21 protein-coding genes and 1 pseudogene are annotated in these 21,675 nt (G+C 63.3%); 17 read left to right on the plus strand and 5 right to left on the minus strand.

Annotated features, from left to right (window positions below):
• Positions 1–9 precede the first annotated feature (9 nt).
• The 10 genes and pseudogenes from PMM47T1_RS04700 (at position 10) to PMM47T1_RS04745 (ending at position 8,855) form a co-directional block, all read left to right on the plus strand.
• Positions 10–1,017 carry a diguanylate cyclase gene (locus tag PMM47T1_RS04700; protein WP_008366278.1) on the plus strand — a complete coding sequence of 336 codons (1,008 nt, stop codon included), beginning with the start codon at positions 10–12 and terminating at the stop codon, positions 1,015–1,017.
• A 198-nt stretch (positions 1,018–1,215) separates the two neighbouring features.
• A protein-coding gene (prfB, locus tag PMM47T1_RS04710; protein WP_157212952.1) for a peptide chain release factor 2 occupies positions 1,216–2,311 on the plus strand; the annotation gives its coding sequence in 2 pieces (ribosomal slippage) (positions 1,216–1,287 and positions 1,289–2,311; 1,095 coding nt in all).
• Positions 2,312–2,394: 83 nt separating this feature from the next.
• Positions 2,395–3,897 carry a lysine--tRNA ligase gene (gene lysS / locus PMM47T1_RS04715; RefSeq protein WP_008366285.1) on the plus strand — a complete coding sequence of 501 codons (1,503 nt, stop codon included), beginning with the start codon at positions 2,395–2,397 and terminating at the stop codon, positions 3,895–3,897.
• A 226-nt stretch (positions 3,898–4,123) separates the two neighbouring features.
• Complete coding sequence (locus PMM47T1_RS04720) at positions 4,124–4,828, plus strand: TetR/AcrR family transcriptional regulator (RefSeq protein WP_008366288.1); 705 nt, start codon at positions 4,124–4,126, stop codon at positions 4,826–4,828.
• 37 nt (positions 4,829–4,865) lie between these two features.
• A complete protein-coding gene (locus PMM47T1_RS04725) occupies positions 4,866–5,420 on the plus strand; it encodes a hypothetical protein (protein ID WP_008366291.1) in 555 nt (184 codons plus the stop codon).
• A gap of 14 nt (positions 5,421–5,434) precedes the next feature.
• A complete protein-coding gene (locus PMM47T1_RS04730; protein ID WP_008366293.1) occupies positions 5,435–6,712 on the plus strand; it encodes a flavohemoglobin expression-modulating QEGLA motif protein in 1,278 nt (425 codons plus the stop codon).
• Positions 6,684–7,586: an alpha/beta hydrolase gene (locus PMM47T1_RS04735; protein ID WP_050990382.1), complete on the plus strand. Its 903-nt coding sequence runs from the start codon at positions 6,684–6,686 to the stop codon at positions 7,584–7,586. Before PMM47T1_RS04730 ends, PMM47T1_RS04735 begins: the two co-directional genes overlap by 29 nt.
• Entirely contained in the window at positions 7,579–7,887 is a 309-nt protein-coding gene (locus PMM47T1_RS04740) for a hypothetical protein (protein WP_008366297.1), read from the plus strand. The genes PMM47T1_RS04735 and PMM47T1_RS04740 overlap by 8 nt, the downstream gene beginning before the upstream one ends.
• Before the next feature lie 227 nt (positions 7,888–8,114).
• A pseudogene (locus PMM47T1_RS30265) lies at positions 8,115–8,265 on the plus strand (J domain-containing protein); the annotation flags it as partial.
• 137 nt (positions 8,266–8,402) lie between these two features.
• Positions 8,403–8,855 carry a hypothetical protein gene (locus PMM47T1_RS04745; RefSeq protein ID WP_081492617.1) on the plus strand — a complete coding sequence of 151 codons (453 nt, stop codon included), beginning with the start codon at positions 8,403–8,405 and terminating at the stop codon, positions 8,853–8,855.
• Between the two features lie 47 nt (positions 8,856–8,902).
• Here PMM47T1_RS04745 and PMM47T1_RS04750 read toward each other — a convergent pair whose 3' ends face one another.
• The 3 genes from PMM47T1_RS04750 to PMM47T1_RS04760 form a co-directional block, all read right to left on the minus strand.
• Positions 8,903–9,694, minus strand: coding sequence for an OmpA family protein (locus tag PMM47T1_RS04750; RefSeq protein WP_008366302.1), 792 nt, complete (start codon positions 9,692–9,694; stop codon positions 8,903–8,905).
• Positions 9,695–9,741: 47 nt separating this feature from the next.
• Positions 9,742–10,143 carry a DUF4398 domain-containing protein gene (locus PMM47T1_RS04755; RefSeq protein ID WP_008366303.1) on the minus strand — a complete coding sequence of 134 codons (402 nt, stop codon included), beginning with the start codon at positions 10,141–10,143 and terminating at the stop codon, positions 9,742–9,744.
• 349 nt (positions 10,144–10,492) lie between these two features.
• On the minus strand, positions 10,493–10,837 hold the full coding sequence (locus PMM47T1_RS04760; protein ID WP_008366305.1) for a hypothetical protein: 345 nt from the start codon (positions 10,835–10,837) through the stop codon (positions 10,493–10,495).
• Positions 10,838–11,045: 208 nt separating this feature from the next.
• On the opposite strand from PMM47T1_RS04760, the gene ppc reads away from it, so the two are divergent.
• The 5 genes from ppc (at position 11,046) to PMM47T1_RS04785 (ending at position 16,725) form a co-directional block, all read left to right on the plus strand.
• Positions 11,046–13,694, plus strand: a complete 2,649-nt coding sequence (ppc, locus tag PMM47T1_RS04765; RefSeq protein WP_008366306.1) for a phosphoenolpyruvate carboxylase — start codon at positions 11,046–11,048, stop codon at positions 13,692–13,694.
• A gap of 293 nt (positions 13,695–13,987) precedes the next feature.
• The gene (adk, locus tag PMM47T1_RS04770) at positions 13,988–14,635 is read left to right on the plus strand and encodes an adenylate kinase (protein ID WP_008366308.1); all 648 of its coding nucleotides are present in this window, start codon (positions 13,988–13,990) and stop codon (positions 14,633–14,635) included.
• Positions 14,636–14,727: 92 nt separating this feature from the next.
• Positions 14,728–15,402: a tRNA (adenosine(37)-N6)-threonylcarbamoyltransferase complex dimerization subunit type 1 TsaB gene (tsaB, locus tag PMM47T1_RS04775; protein WP_008366310.1), complete on the plus strand. Its 675-nt coding sequence runs from the start codon at positions 14,728–14,730 to the stop codon at positions 15,400–15,402.
• 163 nt (positions 15,403–15,565) lie between these two features.
• Positions 15,566–15,859, plus strand: a complete 294-nt coding sequence (locus PMM47T1_RS04780; RefSeq protein WP_008366312.1) for a hypothetical protein — start codon at positions 15,566–15,568, stop codon at positions 15,857–15,859.
• The gene (locus tag PMM47T1_RS04785) at positions 15,856–16,725 is read left to right on the plus strand and encodes a DUF72 domain-containing protein (RefSeq protein ID WP_043300726.1); all 870 of its coding nucleotides are present in this window, start codon (positions 15,856–15,858) and stop codon (positions 16,723–16,725) included. The genes PMM47T1_RS04780 and PMM47T1_RS04785 overlap by 4 nt, the downstream gene beginning before the upstream one ends.
• Before the next feature lie 443 nt (positions 16,726–17,168).
• Here the strand turns inward: PMM47T1_RS04785 and PMM47T1_RS04790 are convergent, their stop codons facing one another.
• Positions 17,169–17,786, minus strand: coding sequence for a hypothetical protein (locus tag PMM47T1_RS04790; RefSeq protein ID WP_043300760.1), 618 nt, complete (start codon positions 17,784–17,786; stop codon positions 17,169–17,171).
• A 92-nt stretch (positions 17,787–17,878) separates the two neighbouring features.
• On the opposite strand from PMM47T1_RS04790, the gene PMM47T1_RS04795 reads away from it, so the two are divergent.
• The gene (locus tag PMM47T1_RS04795; RefSeq protein WP_008366318.1) at positions 17,879–18,661 is read left to right on the plus strand and encodes a class I SAM-dependent methyltransferase; all 783 of its coding nucleotides are present in this window, start codon (positions 17,879–17,881) and stop codon (positions 18,659–18,661) included.
• A gap of 10 nt (positions 18,662–18,671) precedes the next feature.
• On the opposite strand, the gene PMM47T1_RS04800 is transcribed toward PMM47T1_RS04795, so the two are convergent.
• Entirely contained in the window at positions 18,672–19,307 is a 636-nt protein-coding gene (locus PMM47T1_RS04800; protein ID WP_043300761.1) for a TetR/AcrR family transcriptional regulator, read from the minus strand.
• A gap of 152 nt (positions 19,308–19,459) precedes the next feature.
• Between PMM47T1_RS04800 and PMM47T1_RS04805 the strand changes: the two genes are divergently transcribed.
• Positions 19,460–21,631 carry a TonB-dependent receptor gene (locus PMM47T1_RS04805; RefSeq protein ID WP_008366322.1) on the plus strand — a complete coding sequence of 724 codons (2,172 nt, stop codon included), beginning with the start codon at positions 19,460–19,462 and terminating at the stop codon, positions 21,629–21,631.
• The last annotated feature ends 44 nt before the right edge of the window (positions 21,632–21,675 follow it).

Below are 21,675 nucleotides of genomic sequence, written 5' to 3' on the forward strand. Positions count from 1 at the left end.
TGACAACGCATGATTGACCTGCAGATCGAAGAATTCAAGGCCACCGACGAGAACAAGGCCATGGTGCTGCTCGTCGACGACCAGGCCATGATCGGCGAAGCGGTGCGTCGTGGCCTGGCGGCTGAAGCGAACATCGACTTTCACTTCTGTGCCGACCCGCACCAGGCCATCGAACAGGCCGTGCGGCTCAAGCCCACGGTCATTCTCCAGGACCTGGTGATGCCCGGCCTCGACGGCCTGACCCTGGTACGCGACTATCGCAACCACCCGGCCACCAAGGACATCCCGATCATCGTGCTGTCCACCAAGGAAGACCCGTTGGTGAAGAGCGCAGCCTTTGCCGCCGGCGCCAACGACTACCTGGTGAAGCTGCCCGACAACATCGAACTGGTGGCGCGCATTCGCTACCACTCGCGTTCCTACCAAACCTTGCTGCAGCGCGACGAGGCCTACCGGGCACTGCGCGTCAGCCAGCAGCAGTTGCTGGACACCAACCTGGTGCTGCAACGGTTGATGAACTCCGATGGCCTGACCGGCTTGTCCAACCGCCGTCACTTCGACGAATACCTGGAGCTGGAATGGCGCCGAGGGCTGCGTGACCAGACCCAGTTGTCGCTGCTGATGATCGACGTCGACTACTTCAAGTCCTTCAACGACAGCTTCGGCCACCTGGACGGCGACGAAGCACTGCGCCGGGTGGCTGACTCCATCCGCGACGTTTGCAGCCGCTCCACCGACCTGCCGGCGCGCTACGGCGGTGAAGAGTTCGCCCTGGTGCTGCCCAATACTTCGCCAGGCGGCGCCCGGCTGGTGGCGGAAAAACTGCGCCAGACCATCGCCGCCATGAAAATTCCCCATGTGTCGCCCAGTGAAGGCTCGCACCTGACCGTCAGCATCGGCCTGTCCACCCATATCCCCCAGGCCGGCTCCCATTGCCGCCAACTGATCTCGGCCGCGGACAAGGGCCTGTACCAGGCCAAGCACAATGGTCGTAACCAGGTGGGCATCAGCGACTGAGCGTGCTCGGGCTTTTGCGCGGGAGATCCAGTGGGGCGACACAGACCTACTGCTGGGCGGCAAATCGGTGTTGTGTTTGCGGGCAGCGCCTCAGCAAACTGCCAACTTGCAGGCAAACCCGCCCAGCGGGCTGCCCATGGCGTGCGAGTACGCTATACTCTCCGGCTTTTGACCAGATACGTACGAGTGCTGCCCGCCATGGAAATCAACCCGATCCTGAACACCATCAAGGACCTGTCCGAGCGCTCCGAAACCATTCGGGGGTATCTTTGACTACGATCAAAAGCATGAGCGTCTGACCGAGGTCAACCGCGAGCTTGAAGATCCGGCAGTCTGGAACAACCCTGAGTACGCTCAGAACCTGGGCCGCGAGCGCGCGCTGCTGGCCCAGATCGTCGACACCCTGGACGAAATGAACGCGGGCCTGGGCGATGCCAAGGACCTGCTGTTGATGGCGGCCGAGGAAGAAGACGAAGGCGCCGTCGCCGACGTGACCGAGGAAGTCGATCGCCTGCGCGAGTCGCTGGAAAAGCTGGAATTTCGCCGCATGTTCAGCGGTGAAATGGATGCCAACAATGCCTACCTGGACATCCAGGCCGGCTCCGGCGGTACCGAAGCCCAGGACTGGGCCAACATCCTGCTGCGCATGTACCTGCGCTGGGCCGACAAACGCGGCTTCGACACCACCATCATGGAGCTGTCGGCCGGTGAAGTGGCCGGTATCAAGGGCGCTACCCTGCACATCAAGGGCGAGTACGCCTTTGGCTGGCTGCGCACCGAGATCGGTGTTCACCGCCTGGTGCGCAAGAGCCCGTTCGACTCAGGCAACCGCCGCCACACCTCGTTCTCGGCCGTGTTCGTGTCGCCGGAAATCGATGACAACATCGAAATCGACATCAACCCCGCGGACCTGCGCATCGACACCTACCGCTCCTCGGGCGCCGGTGGCCAGCACGTAAACACCACCGACTCGGCGGTACGTATCACCCACGTGCCCACCAACACCGTGGTCAGCTGCCAGAACGAACGTTCCCAGCACGCGAACAAGGACACCGCCATGAAAATGCTGCGGGCGCGCCTTTACGAGCAGGAAGTGCAGAAGCGCAACGCGGCGTCCCAGGCCATGGAAGACAGCAAGTCGGACATCGGCTGGGGGCACCAGATTCGCTCCTACGTGCTGGATGCCTCGCGCATCAAGGACCTGCGCACCAACATCGAACGCAGTGACTGCGACAAGGTGCTGGACGGCGATATCGACGAATACCTGGTGGCCAGCCTCAAGCAAGGCCTGTAAGGCGAGCGCCCCTGGGGGTGCATTCGCCCGCGATCCCCGCCGCAAGGCGGGGGCAACAACCCCGTGATGGAATTTTTCAAGACATGAGCGACCAACAACTCGACCCGCAAGCCCTGCAACAGGAAGAAAACTCCCTGATCGCCCTGCGCAAGGAAAAGCTTGCTGCCGAGCGTGCCAAGGGCCAGGCCTTCCCCAACGACTTCCGCCGTGACAGCTACGCAGGTAACCTGCAGAAGCAGTACGTCGACAAGACCAAGGAAGAACTCGAAGCCCTGGCCATTCCGGTCAAGGTTGCTGGTCGCATCATGCTCAACCGTGGCTCGTTCATGGTGATCCAGGACATGACCGGTCGCATCCAGGTCTATGTCAACCGCAAGACCCTGCCGGAAGAAACCCTGGCCTCGGTGAAAACCTGGGACATGGGCGACATCATCGCAGCCGAAGGCACCCTGGCCCGTTCGGGCAAGGGCGACCTGTACGTGGAAATGACCAGCGTGCGCCTGCTGACCAAGTCGCTGCGCCCTTTGCCGGACAAGCACCACGGCCTGACCGACACCGAGCAGCGCTACCGCCAGCGCTACGTTGACCTGATCGTCAACGAAGAAGTGCGCGACACTTTCCGCGTACGCTCGCAAGTCATCGCCCATATCCGCAACTTCCTGATGAAGCGTGATTTCCTGGAAGTGGAAACGCCGATGCTGCAGACCATTCCTGGCGGCGCGGCGGCCAAGCCGTTCGAAACCCACCACAACGCGCTGGACCTGCCGATGTTCCTGCGCATCGCGCCGGAGCTGTACCTCAAGCGTCTGGTGGTTGGCGGCTTCGAGAAAGTCTTCGAAATCAACCGCAACTTCCGTAACGAAGGCGTTTCCACCCGGCACAACCCCGAGTTCACCATGCTCGAGTTCTACCAGGCCCACGCTGACTACGAAGACAACATGGACCTCACCGAGGAGCTGTTCCGCGAACTGGCACAGCTGGTCCTGGGCAGCACCGACGTGCCGTACGGCGACAAGGTGTTCCACTTCGGCGAGCCGTTCGTGCGCCTGTCGGTGTTCGATTCGATCCTCAAGTACAACCCGGAACTGACCGCAGCCGACCTGACCGACATCGACAAGGCCCGCGCCATTGCCAAGAAAGCCGGCGCCAAGGTGCTGGGCTTCGAAGGCCTGGGCAAGCTGCAGGTGATGATTTTCGAAGAGCTGGTGGAGCACAAGCTGGAGCAGCCGCACTTCATTACCCAATACCCGTTCGAAGTGTCGCCGCTGGCCCGTCGCAACGACGACAACCCGAACGTCACCGACCGGTTCGAGCTGTTCATCGGCGGCCGTGAAATCGCCAACGCCTACTCCGAGTTGAACGACGCGCAAGACCAGGCCGAGCGCTTCATGGCCCAGGTGGCCGACAAGGACGCCGGCGACGACGAAGCCATGCACTACGATGCCGACTTCGTGCGCGCGCTGGAGTACGGCATGCCGCCAACGGCGGGTGAGGGCATCGGCATCGACCGCCTGGTGATGCTGCTGACCAACTCCCCGTCGATTCGCGACGTGATCCTGTTCCCGCACATGCGTCCGCAGGCGTAAAGGCAACATGAAGAAGCCGCCCCCAGGGGCGGCTTTTTTGTGCACGTTGCACACGCAAGGCAATACAATGGTTTCGTGGCATACCGTAGCCGCTGCCGCCAGGCTGCGCTGGGCCTATGCCCCGCTTCCGATCTTCAGTGTACCGAAGGGCCAGCGCAGCCTGCGGCAGCGGCTACATGGCCACCCAAGCACAAAACTACAGAGGACAGTAGAAGTGACTCCTGCAATGGCTCAACAAGGTGCTGCCGGTGTAGCGACAGCAGTGGCGGAAAGCGTTCAGTATCAGGGCCGCAAGGCCAGCCGCCAGGGAAGTGAACAGCGTCGCCAGGAGATTCTCGACGCGGCCATGCGCATTGTCGTACGCGATGGCGTACGCGGGGTTCGGCATCGTGCGGTGGCGGCGCAAGCCGGTGTACCGCTGTCGGCCACCACCTATTATTTCAAGGACATCGAAGACCTGCTCACCGACACCTTCGCCCAGTACGTGGAGCGCAGCGCCGCCTACATGGCCAAGCTGTGGGCCAGTACCGAAGAGTTGTTGCGCGGCATCATGGCGCGCAACGACGGCAGCCCGGCCTCCCGTGCCCAACTGGCCGACGAGATCGCGCGCATGACTGCTGAATACGTGCATCGTCAGTTGCTGACCCGCCGCGACTACCTGATGGCCGAACAGGCGTTTCGCCAGGAAGCACTGCTCAGCCCGCGGCTGGCAGAACTGGTGACCTCGCATCAGCAAATCCTCTTGCAGGGCGCCTGCCAGCTGCTGGAAGTGCTGGGTTCGCGCGAGCCCAAACAGGATGCCAAGGTGTTGACGGCCATCATCGGCCGCATGGAATATCAGGGCCTGCTCGACAACGAGCAACCGATGGCCGATGAAGACATGCTGGCGATTCTGACGCGCTACATGCACCTGGTGCTGGCCTCGGCCTGAATAACGGGCGCCCCTGGCGCCCTGCAAGGAGTGCTTGATGAACGCCTGGCGCCTGCTGCTCATCGCCCTGTCGTCGTTGCTGCTGGGTGGCTGCCTGGTCAGCTTCAATGCCCCGTTACCGGCCAGCCAGGCCGCGCCTGCGGGGCTGGTGGGGCGCTGGGTGAGCAAGGATGCCTGGGGGCAGCACCTGGCCCTGAGCATCAAGCGCAACGGCGCCGACCACTACCTTGCCATCAGCACGCCTGCTGGCCAGCCACGCGATGAGGTAGGCTTTACCGTGGCCGGCCACGGCAGCCGCTGGTACGCCTCGGCGCGAATGCCGGCCGACTATGGTGGTCAATATGCCCTGGTTGGCTTCGAGCTGACCGACGACGGCGCGCTGGTGGTCTATAACCTCGATGTCGACCGTGTTCGCCAGGCCCTGCAACAGCAGGCCCTGCGCGGTGAAGGGGTGGACGGCAAAGAGGGTGAAGGCGTGCGGGTGGACAGTGACCTGGACCAGGTGTTTGCCTACCTGGACGACCCGGCCAACTCCGACGTATTCGTTGAAATTGCCCGGTACACTCGGGCCAAGCCTATTCGCAAGTCTTGATAAGGAGTCGCCCTTTGGACGAATACCAACAGACGATACGTGGCCTGTCCGACCGCATCGTGTTGGCCCAGACCCCCATCCGCGTGCTGGATGCGGTGAAATGGGATGACAGCATCCGTCAGGAATTCCTCAAGGCCAAGGGCAAGGCGTTGCCGGCCGTGGACCGTGCCTATTACCAGAACCGGCCCCTGTCGTTCGACTCCAGCGCGGTCAAGCTGGAGTTTCAGAACATCGAGCGCGACATCACCCGCCAGCTCGGCCAGTTCAACCCGGTGGGCCAGATCATGCGGCGCATGTGCAAGGAGTACCGCATGGTGGTGCGCATGCTGGAAGCGCGCGGCACCGAAGATTTCGGGCTGATTTCCCAGGAACTGTACGGCGCGGCGTCCGACGCTTTTCACGCCGGCGACCCCACCCTGGCCGACCTGGGCTTGATGCTGTCCGACTACCTGAACAACATTGACGGCCGCGGCGACCTCAAGGACGAGCCCAAGACCCTCACCGCCAAGGACGCCGTGGGCATGCTGCAGAGCCGCCTGAACCGCACCTTTGGCGAGGCCGAGGAAACCATCCGGGTGTTCGAGTCCGATGGCATCGTCGCTGACGCGGCGGCAGGCGCCGACTACATCAAGATCCGCAGCGACGCCATGTTCAACGAGCGCGACGTGCGCGCCTTGGAAGTGCACGAAGGGCTGGTGCACGTGGGTACCACGCTCAACGGCCAGAACCAGCCAATTTGCACCTTCCTGTCCAAGGGCCCGCCCTCGTCCACGGTTACCCAGGAAGGGCTGGCAATTTTGATGGAAGTGATTGCCTTCGCCTCCTACCCCAGCCGCCTGCGCAAGCTGACCAACCGCACGCGTGCCATTCACATGGTGGAGCAGGGCGCCGACTTCCTGCAGGTGTTCGACTTCTTCCGCGAGCAGGGCTTCGGCATGCCGGAAAGCTACGGTAATGCCAGTCGCGTGTTCCGGGGTTCCACGCCCACGGGGTTGCCGTTTACCAAGGACCTTTCCTACCTGAAGGGCTTCATCATGGTCTACAACTATATCCAGTTGGCCGTGCGCAAAGGCAAGCTGGAGCAGATTCCGCTGCTGTTCTGCGGCAAGACCACCTTGGAAGACATGCGCACCCTGCGACAGCTGGTGGATGAGGGCCTGGTGACGCCGCCCAAGTACCTGCCCGAGCAGTTCCGCGACCTCAACGCGCTGTCGGCGTGGATGTGCTTCTCCAACTTCCTCAACCACCTGAGTCTGGATCGCATTGAAGCGGACTATTCGAACATTCTGTAGCGGCCTGGTGCTGCTGGCCTTGCTGAGCGGTTGCAGCGGCCTGCTGTTCTACCCGGAAAAGGGCCAGCCCTTCGCCCCCGACAAGGCCGGGCTTGCGTACCGCGACGTGACCCTGACCGCCGCCGACGGCACCCGCTTGCATGGCTGGTGGCTGCCGGCCAAGCCCGGGGTGCCGGTCAAGGGCACGGTGCTGCACCTGCACGGCAACGGCGGCAACATGGCCTGGCACCTGGGTGGCAGCTGGTGGCTGCCGGAGCAGGGCTATCAGGTGCTGTTGATTGATTACCGCGGTTACGGCTTGTCCGAAGGCAGCCCGAGCTTGCCCGCGATCTATCAGGACATCGACGCCGCCTTCACCTGGCTAGGCCAGCAACCCGAGGTGCAGGGCAAGCCCCTGGTGCTGCTGGGCCAGAGCCTGGGCGGCGCCATGGGTATCCATTACCTGGCCGACCACCCGCAGCAACTCAAGCGCCTGCAGGCGCTGGTGTTCGACGGCGTGCCGTCCAGCTATCGAGGCGTAGGGCGCTTTGCCCTCAGTACCTCGTGGCTGACCTGGCCTTTGCAGGTGCCGTTGTCCTGGCTGGTGCCGGACAGTGACAGCGCCCTTTACTCCATCGAAGCCCTGAAAGGCACGCCCATGCTGTTCTACCAGAGCATGGACGACGCGGTAGTGCCGCTGGCCAACGGCCTGGAACTGTACAAAAAGGCCCCGCCGCCCCGGGTGTTGCAACTGACCCGTGGTGGCCACGTGCAGACCTTCGCCGACCCTACCTGGCGCACGGTGATGATCCGCTTCCTGGAAGACCCGCAGCATTTCAACGGCCTGCGCCGGCTGGGCGAGATCCCCAATTACCCTGAGAAACCCCATGAGTGAAGAACGCAACGCCATCCCGATGATCATCACCGGGGTGTGCAGCATTATCGGTACGGTGGCGTGCCTGTGGTATTACGGCTACCTGCATTTCGCCAAGCCCGAAGATGCGTTGCTGCTGACCGACTTCACCATGCTCAAGACCATCCCGGGCGAGGACTACAAAGTCTCCGCTACCCCGGCCAATGAAGTGGCGCAGTGCATCGATGGCATCGTGGTGCTGTTCGATACCACGCAGAAGGGGTTGAGTGGGGTATTGGTGGATAACCAGAAGCAGGCGGTGCATTGCGCTCCAGGGCAATGACTGTGACCACCGGGCAACGCCTTCGAGCGCTGTCGCCAGGCAGGTAAAGTTCATCAATCCTGTGTGTAGATTACGTTACCACCGCCCTCCATTTCTAAATGATGGCAAATAGCCCACTGGGCTGGCGAGTTTCAGCAGGCACTCGACACCCAGGATGTGCGCCATATCAGCCAGGTGCGCGAGGCGTTGGAGCAGCGTTTGGCCGTGATCGACCACGGGAGCTGGCGATGAGCGACTGCTGGACAGTGCTGGGGCTTGAGGCCAGCGCGGATGAGCGCAGCATCAAGCGCCAGTATGCGCGGCTGCTCAAGATTCATCGCCCCCGACACAGACCCCGAGGGCTTTCAGCGCCTGCGCGATGCCTATGAGGCAGCGCTGCGGGGGACGCAGCATGCCGCGCCCCCGGCGCCGCCTTTGGCTGAGCCCGCGCCGCCCCCCAGCCCGGCTACAACGTTCGAGCCTGCCCCGAAGCCGGTGTGTTTGACGAGCGTTGCCTTGATGAGCTGAGCGAGTTCATGGCAGACGGTGATTCTCTCGGTTTCATTGATTGCCTGGAAGGTTTGCTGGCGCAGCCGTGGCTGATGGGCATCGATCAGCGCCGCAACTTTCAGTCCCGCCTGATGAACCTGTTCAACGAGCAGACGCGCTGGACGGTGGGCATGTGGGACTACTGCTGTCAGCGATTTGGCTGGCGGGAAACCTGGGTGTCGGAACCTGCGCTATGGCCGCGATTAATCGCCCGTAGCAATCGTCTGCGCTGGGATGAGAGCGTGCACGTGCCGCCCGAATCCGAAAGGCTTCGCTCAAGCATAAGTAGAGTGCTGCTGTTTGCCGGGGTAGTGTGTGCCGGTTGGTGGGCCAGCGGTGCGCCAATGCCTGCTGTGAGTCAGCAGACGCTGGACGAGCTCCGTCAAGCGGCGAAGTGGGTGGGCCTGATTGTGCTGGTAGCGCGCCAACTGCAACGTTGAGCTGACAGAGGATTGCCCGCGTGAGCGGGCGACCCTCGATGCTTCGATCAGTTGGTGGAGCTGACGGCCGAACGCGGTGCCACCGGCTGGTTGTCATTGGAAATGGTCACTTCCACACGACGGTTCATCGCCCGGCCGGACACGCTGGTGTTATCGGCCACCGGGTATTCCTTGCCATACCCCTGGGACACGATACGGCTGGGGTCCACGCCCATCTTCGCCAGCGCTGTGCTCACCGAACCTGCACGGCGGTCAGACAAGGTCTGGTTGTAGGACGCAGAACCGGTGCTGTCGGTGTAACCCTCGACAATCACCTTGCGGTCCGGGTTTTCCTGAAGGAATTGCGCCAGCTTGTTCACGTTCATCAGGCCGCTGGACTTGAGGCCGGCCTTGTTCACGTCAAACAGCACATCGCCAAACGTCACCACGGTGCCGCGGTCGGTCTGCTTGGCGTTGAGGCTGTCCTGCAGTTGCTTGATCTGCGCGTCACGGGCATCCAGGCGTGCCTGGGTACGCTGGGCAGACGCATTTTTCAGGTTAGCCTCTGCGGTGCGCAGGGCAATGGTCTGCTTGGCCACTTCCACGCGCTGGTTGGTCAGGTAGGCCAACTGGTCCACGTCGCGGCTGTCGTCATGGTTCAGGTAGGCCTTGTCGGCCTTGTCCATGTAGTCGGACGCGTCCTTGGTTTCCAGCGCCGCCACCTGGCTGGCCTGTGGGTTGGCTTGCAGCGCCTGGAAGTTGGTGCGCGCCTGGTCAAGGTTGGGGTTGGGTTTGGTGGCGCAGGCAGCCAGGGCAACGCTGGCGGCCAGCAGGGCAGGGATCATCAAGTGTTTACGCATGGTGTTCATCCTTTAATCGAATACGGGTGGCGATAGCTGAGCAGGGCTCACTGCTGCTGCGTATTGCGCATGCCTTCTTCGCGCACGTCCTGAACGCCTGCACGGGCGTCCTGCACGGCTTTTTCGGCCTTGGCCGCCTGCGCCTTGCGCTCGGCGACACGGGCATCCCACTCGGCCTGTTCGGCGAGCATGCGGGCCTGGTCATAGTGCTTGTCGTGCATGGCCATTTCGGCCTGCTTGAACTTATCCTGGGCGGCCTTCATTTCGACGGCGGCGTATTCGGTACCGCCGGCGCTGACCGCGCTGTTGACCGCCGATTGGGTCACCGCGTACTGCTCGGTGGGGGGCTTGCCGGCGCAACCGGCGAGGATGAGGCTGGTGCCGATTGCCACGGCCGCCAGTTTCAGCCCGCGCAGTGGGGTGGTGGTGTTGGCTGTGCTGGTATTCATGGTTGCAACTCCATTGTCTGACTCCTGAAAACTCACCCATGACAGATCTTCCATGCGGGCCCGGATAGCGGGACGCCTGAGCCACATTTCGAAGGGTCTTCTGTGATGGCTTATTGGTTCGGACCGGAGCGTTTTTTGATTGGTTCACTCGAATTTAGTGAAGATCATCAAATTCCTGACAGGAGTGACAGGTCCCCACACCGCACACGGTTGCTGCCTTTGTGGGAGCGGGTTCTACCCGCGAAACAGGCCGCGCGGTGCTTCTGACACCGCGTGGGCGTGCTTTTCGCGGGTAGAGCCCGCCCCCACAAAAAGCCGGATGCGGTCAATGTGGGGGCGGGCGAGGGGGTCAGTGCTTGGGTTCGTCGGCCTTGGCCGACATGTCATGCAGGTAGCGACGCGAAAGCGCCAGGAAACGCGGGGTAGGGCCTACATCTTCGTACAACGGGTCGCCTTCCTCGTCGGTGGCGATGACTTTCTGGCCCTTGATGTAGGGGAAACTGGTTTCCAATTCTTCCAGCGCCGCGCCAATCAACTCGCCCAGCAGTTCCTCGGGGTGGTGCTTGGGGTACATTTCGGTGATAGCCGCCAGCCGGGCCGCCGACTCCATGTCCAGGTGGATGTTGTAGCCGGTAGGGCTCAAGCGGCCCTTGGCGTTCTGTTCCCAGTGTTGCGCAAGCTCGCGGATTTTCATGTCGACCTCATTGATCAGTCAGTGCCGGGCCTCTTTCTGAGCGTAGCCCCGATTGGCCGTTTGAACACAGGTAGCCAATACCCTTGTAAGAATCGAGCGCGCTGGGCACTCTTGGAGATAGAGCGGTTTTTCCTGTGCTTGTTCAGTTGCAAGGGCCACACACCTGCAAGGGACGGCACGCCGAATAACAATCAAGGAGACTGTGCCAATGACCGAGATCGATGCGCGCCTGCGCGAAGACGTTCACCTGTTGGGCGAGTTGCTGGGCAACACCATTCGCGAGCAGTATGGCGAAGGGTTTCTGGACACCATCGAGCGCATCCGGGCCGACGCCAAGGCTGACCGGCGCAGCGGCCCCGACAATGGCAAGACCGCCACCGAACAACTGAGCACCCGCCTCAACGACCTCGCCGAGCAGGACCTGCTGCCGGTGGCGCGGGCCTTCAACCAGTTTCTCAACCTCGCCAACATCGCCGAGCAATATCAATTGATCCGCCGGCGCGACGAAGACCAGCCTCCACCCTTCGAAAACACCGTGCTGGCGCAGTTGCTCGAACGCCTCAAGCAGGCCGGGCACAGCGCCGAGTCCCTGGCCCGGCAAGTGGGCCGGCTGGACATCGAACTGGTACTGACCGCCCACCCCACCGAGGTGGCCCGCCGTACCCTGATCCAGAAATACGACGCCATTGCCGCGCAACTGGCCGCCCAGGACCACCGCGACCTCACGCCAGCCGAGCGCGAACAGATCCGCCAGCGCCTGCAACGCCTGATCGCCGAGGCCTGGCACACCGAGGAAATCCGCCGTACCCGGCCCACTCCCGTGGATGAGGCCAAGTGGGGCTTTGCGGTCATCGAACACTCGCTGTGGCATGCCATTCCCCACCACCTGCGCCGGGTGGACGAGGCGCTGCACGCTGCCACCGGCCTGCATCTACCCCTGGAAGCGGCGCCCATCCGCTTCGCCTCGTGGATGGGTGGCGACCGCGACGGCAACCCCAATGTGACGGCGCCGGTGACCCGCGAAGTGCTGCTGCTGGCGCGCTGGATGGCTGCCGACCTGTTCCTGCGTGATGTCGACCACCTGGCCGCCGAGTTGTCCATGCAGCAGGCGAGCGTGGCGCTGCGCGAAGCCGTTGGCGACACCGCCGAGCCCTATCGCACGCTGCTCAAGCAACTGCGCGAACGCCTGCGGGCCACGCGCAATTGGGCCCACGCTTCGCTGACCCAGCCGCAACCGGCTGGCGCCGAGGTCTTGAGCAACAACCGCGACCTGCTCGAACCCTTGCAACTGTGCTTCCAGTCCTTGCATGAATGCGGCATGGGTGTTATCGCCGACGGCCCGCTGCTCGACTGCCTGCGTCGCGCCGTCACCTTCGGCCTGTTCCTGGTGCGCCTGGACGTGCGCCAGGACTCGTCACGCCACACCGCGGCCCTTACCGAGATCACCGACTACCTGGGCCTGGGGCGCTACGCTGACTGGGACGAGGAAGCGCGCATCACCTTCCTGATGCAGGAACTCAACAACCGCAGGCCCCTGCTGCCAGCGCATTTCAAGCCAGCGGCGGAAACGGCCGAGGTGCTCGCCACCTGCCGGGAAATTGCCGCGGCGCCGGCAGCCTCGCTGGGGTCGTACGTGATTTCCATGGCGGGCGCCGCGTCCGACGTGCTGGCGGTGCAATTGCTGTTCAAGGAAGCCGGGGTGTTGCGCCCCATGCGCGTGGTGCCGCTGTTCGAAACCCTGGCCGACCTGGACAACGCCGGCCCGGTGATCGAACGCCTGCTGCACCTGCCGGGCTACCGCAGCCGCCTGCACGGGCCACAGGAAGTGATGATTGGCTACTCCGACTCGGCCAAGGACGCCGGCACCACGGCGGCCGCCTGGGCCCAGTACCGTGCCCAGGAGAACCTGGTGCGCATTTGCCATGCGCAGAGCGTCGAACTGCTGTTGTTCCATGGCCGTGGTGGCACCGTAGGCCGTGGCGGCGGCCCGGCCCATGCGGCCATCCTGTCGCAGCCGCCGGGCTCGGTAGCCGGGCGTTTCCGCACCACCGAACAAGGCGAGATGATCCGCTTCAAGTTCGGCCTGCCGGACATTGCCGAACAGAACCTCAACCTGTACCTGGCCGCAGTGCTGGAAGCCACCTTGCTGCCGCCGCCCCCACCGGAACCGGCCTGGCGCGCACTGATGGACAAGCTGGCTGCCGACGGGGTCAAGGCCTACCGCGACGTAGTGCGCGAGAACCCGCAATTTGTCGAGTATTTCCGCCAGTCCACGCCCGAACAGGAACTGGGGCGCCTGCCACTGGGCAGCCGGCCTGCCAAGCGTCGCCAAGGCGGTATCGAAAGCCTGCGAGCCATCCCATGGATTTTCGGCTGGACGCAGACGCGGCTGATGCTGCCGGCCTGGCTGGGCTGGGAAGCCGCCTTGAGCAAGGCGCTGGAGCGCGGCGAAGGCAACCTCTTGGCCAGCATGCGCGAGCAATGGCCGTTCTTCCGCACGCGCATCGACATGCTGGAAATGGTGCTGGCCAAGGCTGATGCTGACATTGCCCGTTTTTACGACGAACGCCTGGTGCAGGATTCGCTGAAACCATTGGGTGCGCAGCTGCGCGACCTATTGTCGCAGGCGTGCGCTGTGGTCAAGGGCCTCACCGGCCAATCCCAGCTGTTGGCGCACAGCCCGGAAACCTTGAAATTCATCAGCTTGCGTAACACCTATCTCGACCCGCTGCACTTGCTGCAGGCCGAGCTGCTGGCCCGCTCCCGTGGCCGCGAGGCGGCGCAGGACAGCCCTCTGGAACAGGCGCTGCTGGTCACCGTGGCGGGTATTGCCGCCGGTCTGCGCAACACCGGTTGAGGCTGGCGAAGCACGCCCGGCGCGTCCACTATCTGAGAGGGGACCGTGCCGGGAAGCGGCTGCGTGGCGCAACCCAGCCAGGGTTGCGCTCAGTGGCACCGGCACGGGGCGTGCGCATGGGACGCAGGTTGTTCCTGCTTTGGACGGCTTGTGTGGCTTTGAGCCGCTGTGTATCTTGGTCAGCCTTTTGGCCATTTTTGTGGCCACCAACCGATTTTGGGATTGGCTTCAGGCAGTTAGCTGCGCTGGGGCGGGTCTGACGATTTCCATATAAAAAGTTGAGGAGCACATCGATGCGCGTGATTCTGCTGGGAGCTCCCGGGGCCGGCAAAGGTACTCAGGCAAAGTTCATCACTGAAAAGTTCGGTATTCCGCAAATCTCCACCGGCGACATGCTGCGTGCCGCCGTCAAGGCCGGTACCGAATTGGGCATCAAGGCCAAGAGCGTGATGGACGCCGGCGGCCTGGTCTCCGACGACCTGATCATTGCCCTGGTCAAGGAACGCATTGCCCAGGCTGACTGCGCCAACGGCTTCCTCTTCGACGGCTTCCCGCGCACCATTCCCCAGGCTGAAGCCTTGGTGACTGCCGGCGTCGAGCTGGATCACGTGGTGGAAATCGCGGTCAAGGACGAAGAAATCGTCCAGCGTATCGCCGGCCGTCGTGTTCACGAAGGTTCGGGCCGCGTTTACCACGTTGTCTACAACCCGCCGAAAGTGGCTGGCAAGGACGACGAAACCGGTGAGGAACTGGTTCAGCGCAAGGACGACACTGAAGAAACCGTGCGTCATCGCCTGTCGGTGTACCACGCCCAGACCGAGCCACTGGTAGCCTTCTACCAGAAGCTGTCGGCTGCCCAGGGCAAGCCGGTCTACAGCCATATCGAAGGCGTGGGGTCGGTTGACTCCATTACCGCCAAGGTACTGGCTGCACTGAGCTGATCGTGTTCTGATCGAATGCTCGATCAATTGACGGCCCGCTTGCGGGCCGTTGACGTTTATAATACTGCACTTTTTTCTGATGGATTCGCGCAATGACCACCTTGCTGGCCCTGGATACCGCTACCGAAGCTTGCTCCGTTGCCCTGCTGCATGACGGCAAGGTGCTGAGCCACTACGAAGTGATCCCGCGGCTGCACGCGCAAAAGCTGCTGCCCATGATCCAGACCCTGCTGGGCGAGGCGGGCATTGCCTTGTCGGCGGTCGACGCCATTGCCTTCGGCCGTGGCCCGGGCGCCTTCACCGGCGTACGCATCGCCATTGGTGTGGTCCAGGGCCTGGCCTTCGGCCTTGATCGCCCGGTGCTTGCGGTGTCCAACCTGGCCCTGCTGGCCCAGCGCGCGCTGCGCGAACAGGGCGCGCGCCAGGTGGCCGCCGCCATCGATGCGCGCATGGACGAGGTGTACTGGGGGTGCTACCAGGCCGACGGCAATGAAATGAAGCGGGTGGGGGCCGAAGCCGTACTGGCCCCCGAGGCCGTCAGCCTGCCCGCAGGCGCCACGGGCGACTGGTACGGCGCCGGCACCGGCTGGGGCTATGGCGAGCGGCTGGCGGTGAAACCGATTGCCTGCGACGCCACCTTGCTGCCTCATGCCCTGGACCTGCTGACCCTGGCTCAGGGCGCCTGGGCCCGTGGCGAAGCGGTGGCCGCCGACCTGGCCCAGCCAGTGTACCTGCGCGATAAAGTGGCCACGCCAAAAGCCCGTTGAGCGATGAATGGCGCCGCTAACTGCTCGTTTTTTGAGCAGTTCATCGGTTAAGTGGCCTGTGGGGTAAACCTTTTCCGGGAACTGTGGTCTAGTTATCACTCGGGCATTTGCTTACCTGCATAGGTGCCGCTAAATTGCCATCATCGGTCAAGAGTAAGCAGTTATGCGTGTAGACGGCTTTTCGTCGAGTTCCTACCCAATCAAACGCAAGCCCCGCAAGGCGCAGGCGCAGGTAGACGACGCCGACGATCTGGAAGGCGACTTCGAAGTCCAGCCTTCCGCGCAACGCAGCGCGCCGCGCGGTGGTAGTGTTGCCAACCTGCCCGCACGCCCTCAGGACATGATCTTCCACCGGTCCATGAGCCGTCGCGTTGCCACCGCCCTCAGCAGCTACCTGACCACCTCCACGTTCGTTGAATGGGACGGTGAAGTGTTGGGCCTGGACGTTCATATCTGACAGTGTCGCTGCTGCCGTACTACCTCGGTTGTCCTTCCTGGAGCGAGCTGGCCTGGCGCGATCACCTGTACCCGGCTGACGCTCGCCAGGCCGATTTTCTGCCGCTCTACGGCCAGGTGTTCAACGCTGTGGAAGGCAACACCACCTTTTACGCCCAGCCCAGCCCCGCCACCGTGGCGCGGTGGGTGCAGAGCATGCCCGAACATTTCCGCTTCACGGCCAAATTCCCTCGTGAAATAAGCCACGGCGCCGACCTGCGCGCCTTGCTGCCGGCTGCCGAGGCCTTCGTGCAGCTGCTCAAGCCCCTGGGCGCGCGGGTGGCGCCGTTCTGGCTGCAATTGCCGGCCACCTTCGGGCCCCATCGCCTGGCCGAGTTGGTGGCGTTCATCGACGCACTGCAACAGCCGGTGGCGGTAGAGGTTCGTCACCAGGCTTTCTTTGCCAAGGGTAACGAAGAGCGCATGCTCAACCGCCTGTTGATGGCCCGCGAAGTGGAGCGCATCTGCCTGGACCCGCGCGCCCTGTTCAGTTGCACCGAGCAGTCGCCTGCCGTGCTGCACGCCCAGGCCAAGAAACCCAGGGTGCCACCACGGCCCACCGCGTTCAGTCAGCACCCGCAGGTGCGCTTCATTGGCCATCCGGATGTTGAGGCCAATGACACCTTCCTGGTGCCCTGGGTGGAAAAGATTGCCGGGTGGATCGAGGAGGGGCGCACGCCTTACATCTTCTTGCACACCTCGGACAACCACCGGGCACCGATCCTGGCCCGGCGCTTTCATGGGCAGTTGATGCAGCGGTTGCCGGGGTTGCCTGCGTTGCCCGAGCACCCCCGCGAGCCGGTTGCCGAGCAGTTGGGCCTGCTCTGAATCGGGCACCCCAGGACGCAGCCTTCGGCAGCTACACCATCCCCTGTGGGAGCGCGTTCTACCCGCGAAAAGAACACCGCGTAATACCTGGCGGAACGTGGCGTCCTTTTCGCGGGCAGAGCCCGCTCCCACAACGACCGTTGCTGCTACAGGGTTTTGTAGCTTCGCTTTGCACGCGACTAGGCGCCTTGCAAAGGTGTTTGAGGTTGTTGGGGCTCCTTGATTTCAGACTCTCACATCCGGTCACTGATATGCAGTGACCTGGGTAACCTATCCCCCTGGCGGGGTGGGGACAACCTTGGGGTTGTTTCAAAAGCTGTCGGCGGTAGATGGGGTAGGGGCTGGGATGGGCTTGTCTTGAGGGGTGTGTCGCGCTCGATCTCAAGGGCACCAGAAAACCATCGACAAGCACCTGGCAGTCACCCCCAATTCCAGGGAAACCCTTAAGCCGCCAACCGCAAATTATTAACCACCAAAGGCCGCGCCCACTTCGTATCAAAAGCAAACGCCTTATCCTGCTCCGCCAACGTATCAGCGTCATACGGCACATGCTTGTCCGCCAAATCCCACTCGAACTCGGCAATCGGCAGGAACAACGACTTGGGCGCAGGTGCGGGGCCAGGCTCAGGCTGCGGCTGGTTGGCATTCATCACGACGGGGCGTACCCAGCCATTGTCGAACTCCAGCTGTTTCTGCTGGTCGACGATTTCTTCGGCAGGGTAGGGTGGGGCGGCCTTTTGCAGCAGGTCGGCCTCAAGTTCGGCCTTGGGCAGGAACAGCGGCTCAGGCGGTTTGACTTCGGTGTCCTGTACGTCGCACAGGCGCTGGGAGAGAATCTGTGCCAGTACATCGCCGCCGCCAGTGGGTTCGGCAGCCGGGTCTTGCGAGGCGTCGGGCAGGGCCAGCGAGCTATCGGCCTGATCACTCACCTGGTCAGCCATCGCCTGTGCGAAGAAGTCCGACCACAGGTGGCTGATGCCACCCAATGCCTGGGTGTTCTGGCGGCTGAAGTCGCCGTGGGGCGAAATGTAGCCGATCGATGTGGTCTGAAGGCTGCTCATGGCACTAAAGGTCGCTGGCTCTGGCAAAATACCGGACATATTCCTTATCGGCCGAAATGGCCGATCTTTAAATTTTTTGAGTAGTGGATTTCATGGCAGACCAGCAAGCGGCAGTTCGCATCCGCGTCGAGGCGCAGAACAGCGCCCTTGAACCCCAGGCGCAGGCATGGGCGCAGCGCCTTGGCCTGCCCTTGGCCATCGACGATGCCGAGTTTGCCTTGCAGGCCACCGACGCCGGGCTGCAGTTGCAGCAGCTAGGGCCGGATGCGCCCGGCCCGGTGCGGGTGGATTTCGTCGAAGGCGCCGTGGCGCACCGACGGCTGTTCGGCGGTGGCAGCGGGCAGATGATCGCCAAGGCCGTGGGCATTCAGCCAGGCGTGCGCCCACGGGTGCTGGACGCCACGGCGGGCCTGGGCAAGGACGCGTTCGTGCTGGCCAGCCTGGGTTGCGACATGAGCCTGATTGAGCGCCAGCCCATCATCGGCGCACTGCTGGAGGACGGCCTGGCGCGCGCCCAGGGCGACGCCGAAGTAGGCGCCATTGTTGCGCGCATGCACTTGCTGAAAGGCAATTCCATTGACCTGATTCGACGCTGGGAAGGCGAGCCACCCCAGGTCATCTACTTGGACCCGATGTTCCCCCACCGTGAGAAAAGTGCCTTGGTGAAGAAGGAAATGCGCCTGTTCCGGCCGTTGGTGGGCGACGACATGGACGCCCCGGCGTTGCTGCAGGCCGCCCTGGCCCTGGCGTCACACCGCGTGGTGGTGAAGCGCCCGCGCAAGGCGCCGTGCATCGAAGGGCCCAAGCCAAGCCATAGCCTTGAGGGCAAGTCGAGCCGTTACGATATTTACCCCAAGAAAGCCCTCAAGGGCTGACCGGCGGCGTTCAGGGCCGGTAGGCGCGCATGAACACCCGCACCACTTCGTCCACATGCCCGCAGGCTTCAATGTCATCCAGCGCGGGCGCACAGCCCAGCAGCAGGCGGAAGTTGGGCGCACCCTTGAGCATGCAGAAGAAGTGTTCGGCGGCGTAGCCCGGGTTGTCGATGCGCAGCGCACCGCTGCGGTCGATGTGGTCCAGCAGGGCTTCCATCTCGCGCAATATCGGCAGCGGCCCCGCTTCGAAGAACATCGCACTCAAGTGCGGGTCCTGGGCGCCCAGGGTCATGATCAGGCGGTGCAGGTTGACCGACTCCTCGCTGCTGATCAGCGCCTGGAAGCCCCGGCCGATACGGGTCAGCACTTCCTCCACGGGGGCGCCCGCGGGAAAGGCGAACAATGGCGCTGGCAGTTGCGCCTCGCAGGTGGCCACCACCGCAGCGGTGAACAGGGTTTCCTTGTCGGTGAAATGGCCGTACACGGTCAGTTTCGACACGCCCGCCAGCGCGGCCACCGCGTCCATGCTGGTGCCCGCGTAGCCCTGGCCGAGAAACAGCTGCTTGGCGGCCGTCAGGATGGCGTCGCGCTTGGCAAGGTCCTTGGGGCGGCCGGGGCCGTTGGAGGGGGTGTGGGATGCGGGCATGGGCATGGCTGACCTGTCGAGGGTGATGAACAGTATATAGGCGCTGCGTCTTACAGACGTGGAGTAGGACACTTCCTGATTTTCTCTGACTCGGTTTTTCCGGGTTTTACGCCCTTATCCTTCCCCTTCAATTTTTGGGGAGGCAGTATTTCATGGCACACCAACGTTTGTTTCTGGCGAGGCCCTTGGGCGGCCTGGCATTGATGTCCTGCTCGTGGGCAGCCCTGGGCGAGGGCGCGCCGGTGCAGCTGGAGCACCTGCGGGTGGAGGGCGAGCGCGAACGGCGCTACAAGGCCGAGCGCTCGGCCTCCCACAAGCTCACCGAACCATTGCTGGATGTGCCACAGACGGTAACGGTGGTGGGCGAGCAGATCATTCGCGAGCAGAATGCCCTGAGCGTGCGGCGCATCCTGTCCAATGTGTCGGGTATCACCTTTGATGCGGGCGAGGGCAACGGCGGCTCCGGGGACCTGATCAACATCCGTGGCTTCAACGCCAGCAGCAATGTCCAGCTCGACGGCCTGCGCGACAGCGCCCAGACCTCGCGCAGCGACAGCTTCAACCTGCAGGCAGTTGAAGTACTCAAGGGGCCCAATTCGGTGTTCGGCGGGGCCGGCACCACGGGCGGCACCATCAACCTGATCAGCAAGGCGCCCCAGGCCGACGCCTTCACCGAACTGGGGCTGGGGCTGGGTACCGACCACTACCGGCGGCTCACGCTGGACACCAACCAGCCGTTGACCGAGGTCGGCACCGGCAGTGCCGTGCGCCTGAACCTGATGGCCCACGAAAACGACGTGCCTGGCCGCCCGCACATCGACCGCGAGCGCTGGGGGCTGGCGCCTTCGCTGTTGCTGGGCCTGGGCGAGGACACGCGGCTGACCCTCAGCTATTTCCACCAGCAGGACAATGGCCTTCCCGACTACGGGCTGCCCACCCACCAGGGCAAGGTCATCGACGGCGTGAAGCGCAGCAGCTATTTCGGCTGGCGTAACCTGGACAAGGACCGCATCGATACCGACCGCTTCAGCGTTGCGTTCGACCACGACTTCAGCGACGCATTGTCCCTGAACACCACCCTGCGCTATGCCAGGGTCGAACGCCACGCCGTGGTCTCGGCTTCCCATGTCGACCGCGACGGCCTGCCAGCGGGCAAATACCGGCCCGCCGGGCCCCAGGGCTTTGCCCGGGACATCGTTACCGATCAATGGCTCGGCAACACCAGCCTGACCAGCCATTTCGACACCTTCGGCATCGGCCATGCGCTGGTCACCGGGGTGGAAGTGTCCTACGAGCGCTACCGGCGCGACGCCGGCAACTACAACATTCGCACGCTTGCGGCGGATCACGCCTACGACCTGGCCAACCCACCGGGTTACTGGCATGGCCCGATCAAGCGCAGCCCCGAAGCGTCCATGCGCAACCGCCTGCAGAACACCGCCCTGTATGCCTTCGACACCTTGAGCCTGGCGCCGCGCTGGGACCTCACCCTGGGCCTGAGCCATGACTGGATCGACGGCAGCAGCCTGGAGCGCAAGCCCGGCGGCACCAGCACCGAGTACAACACCCGCGATGCAGTGCTCAGCCATCGTGCCGGGCTGGTGTACAAACCGGCGGAAAACGGTCGGGTCTACCTGGCGTACGGCAACTCGTTCAACCCGTCGGCCGAAAGCCTGGTCAGCGGCGGCTATGGCGTAACCCGGGGCACTGCCAAGGCGGCGCCAGAAACCAGCCGCAGCTGGGAGCTTGGCACCAAGTGGGCGTTCCTGGCGGGGGACCTGCAACTGGACGCCGCGCTCTTCCGGGTGCAAAAAGACAACGTCAGGGAAAAGCTGGCCACCGGCGAATCGCTGCTGGCTGGCACGCAACGGGTGCAAGGCCTGGAGCTGGGCGCCAGCGGTCGCCTGACTTCCCAATGGCAGGTATTCGCCAACTACACGTATATGCAGAGCCAGACGCTGAAGTCTGCCACCAACCGTGCGGCCGAAGGTCAGGCACTGGCCAATACGCCGCCGCGCTCATTCAGCCTGTGGACCACCTACCAAATGCCAGGTGATTGGCGTGTGGGTTACGGCCTGCGCCATGCCAGCGAGCGAAACCTGCGCAATGACGAAACCCACAAGGCCGATGGCTACTGGGTGCACCAGGCCATGCTGGGCTACCAGGTGAGTGAGCAACTGGACCTGCAGTTGAACCTGGATAACCTGCTGGACACCCACTACGTCGAGCGGATACGGCAAGTGACCGGCAACGGCAAACGCTCTTCGTCCATAGAATATGGCGACGCCAGGTCGGCGGTGTTGTCAGCGGTTTATCGTTTCTGACCCGCCGTGGGGTGATTTACTGTACTATGGAGTACAAATAATAT

Source organism: Pseudomonas sp. M47T1 (genome assembly GCF_000263855.1).
In the GTDB taxonomy this organism is placed as follows: Bacteria; Pseudomonadota; Gammaproteobacteria; order Pseudomonadales; family Pseudomonadaceae; genus Aquipseudomonas.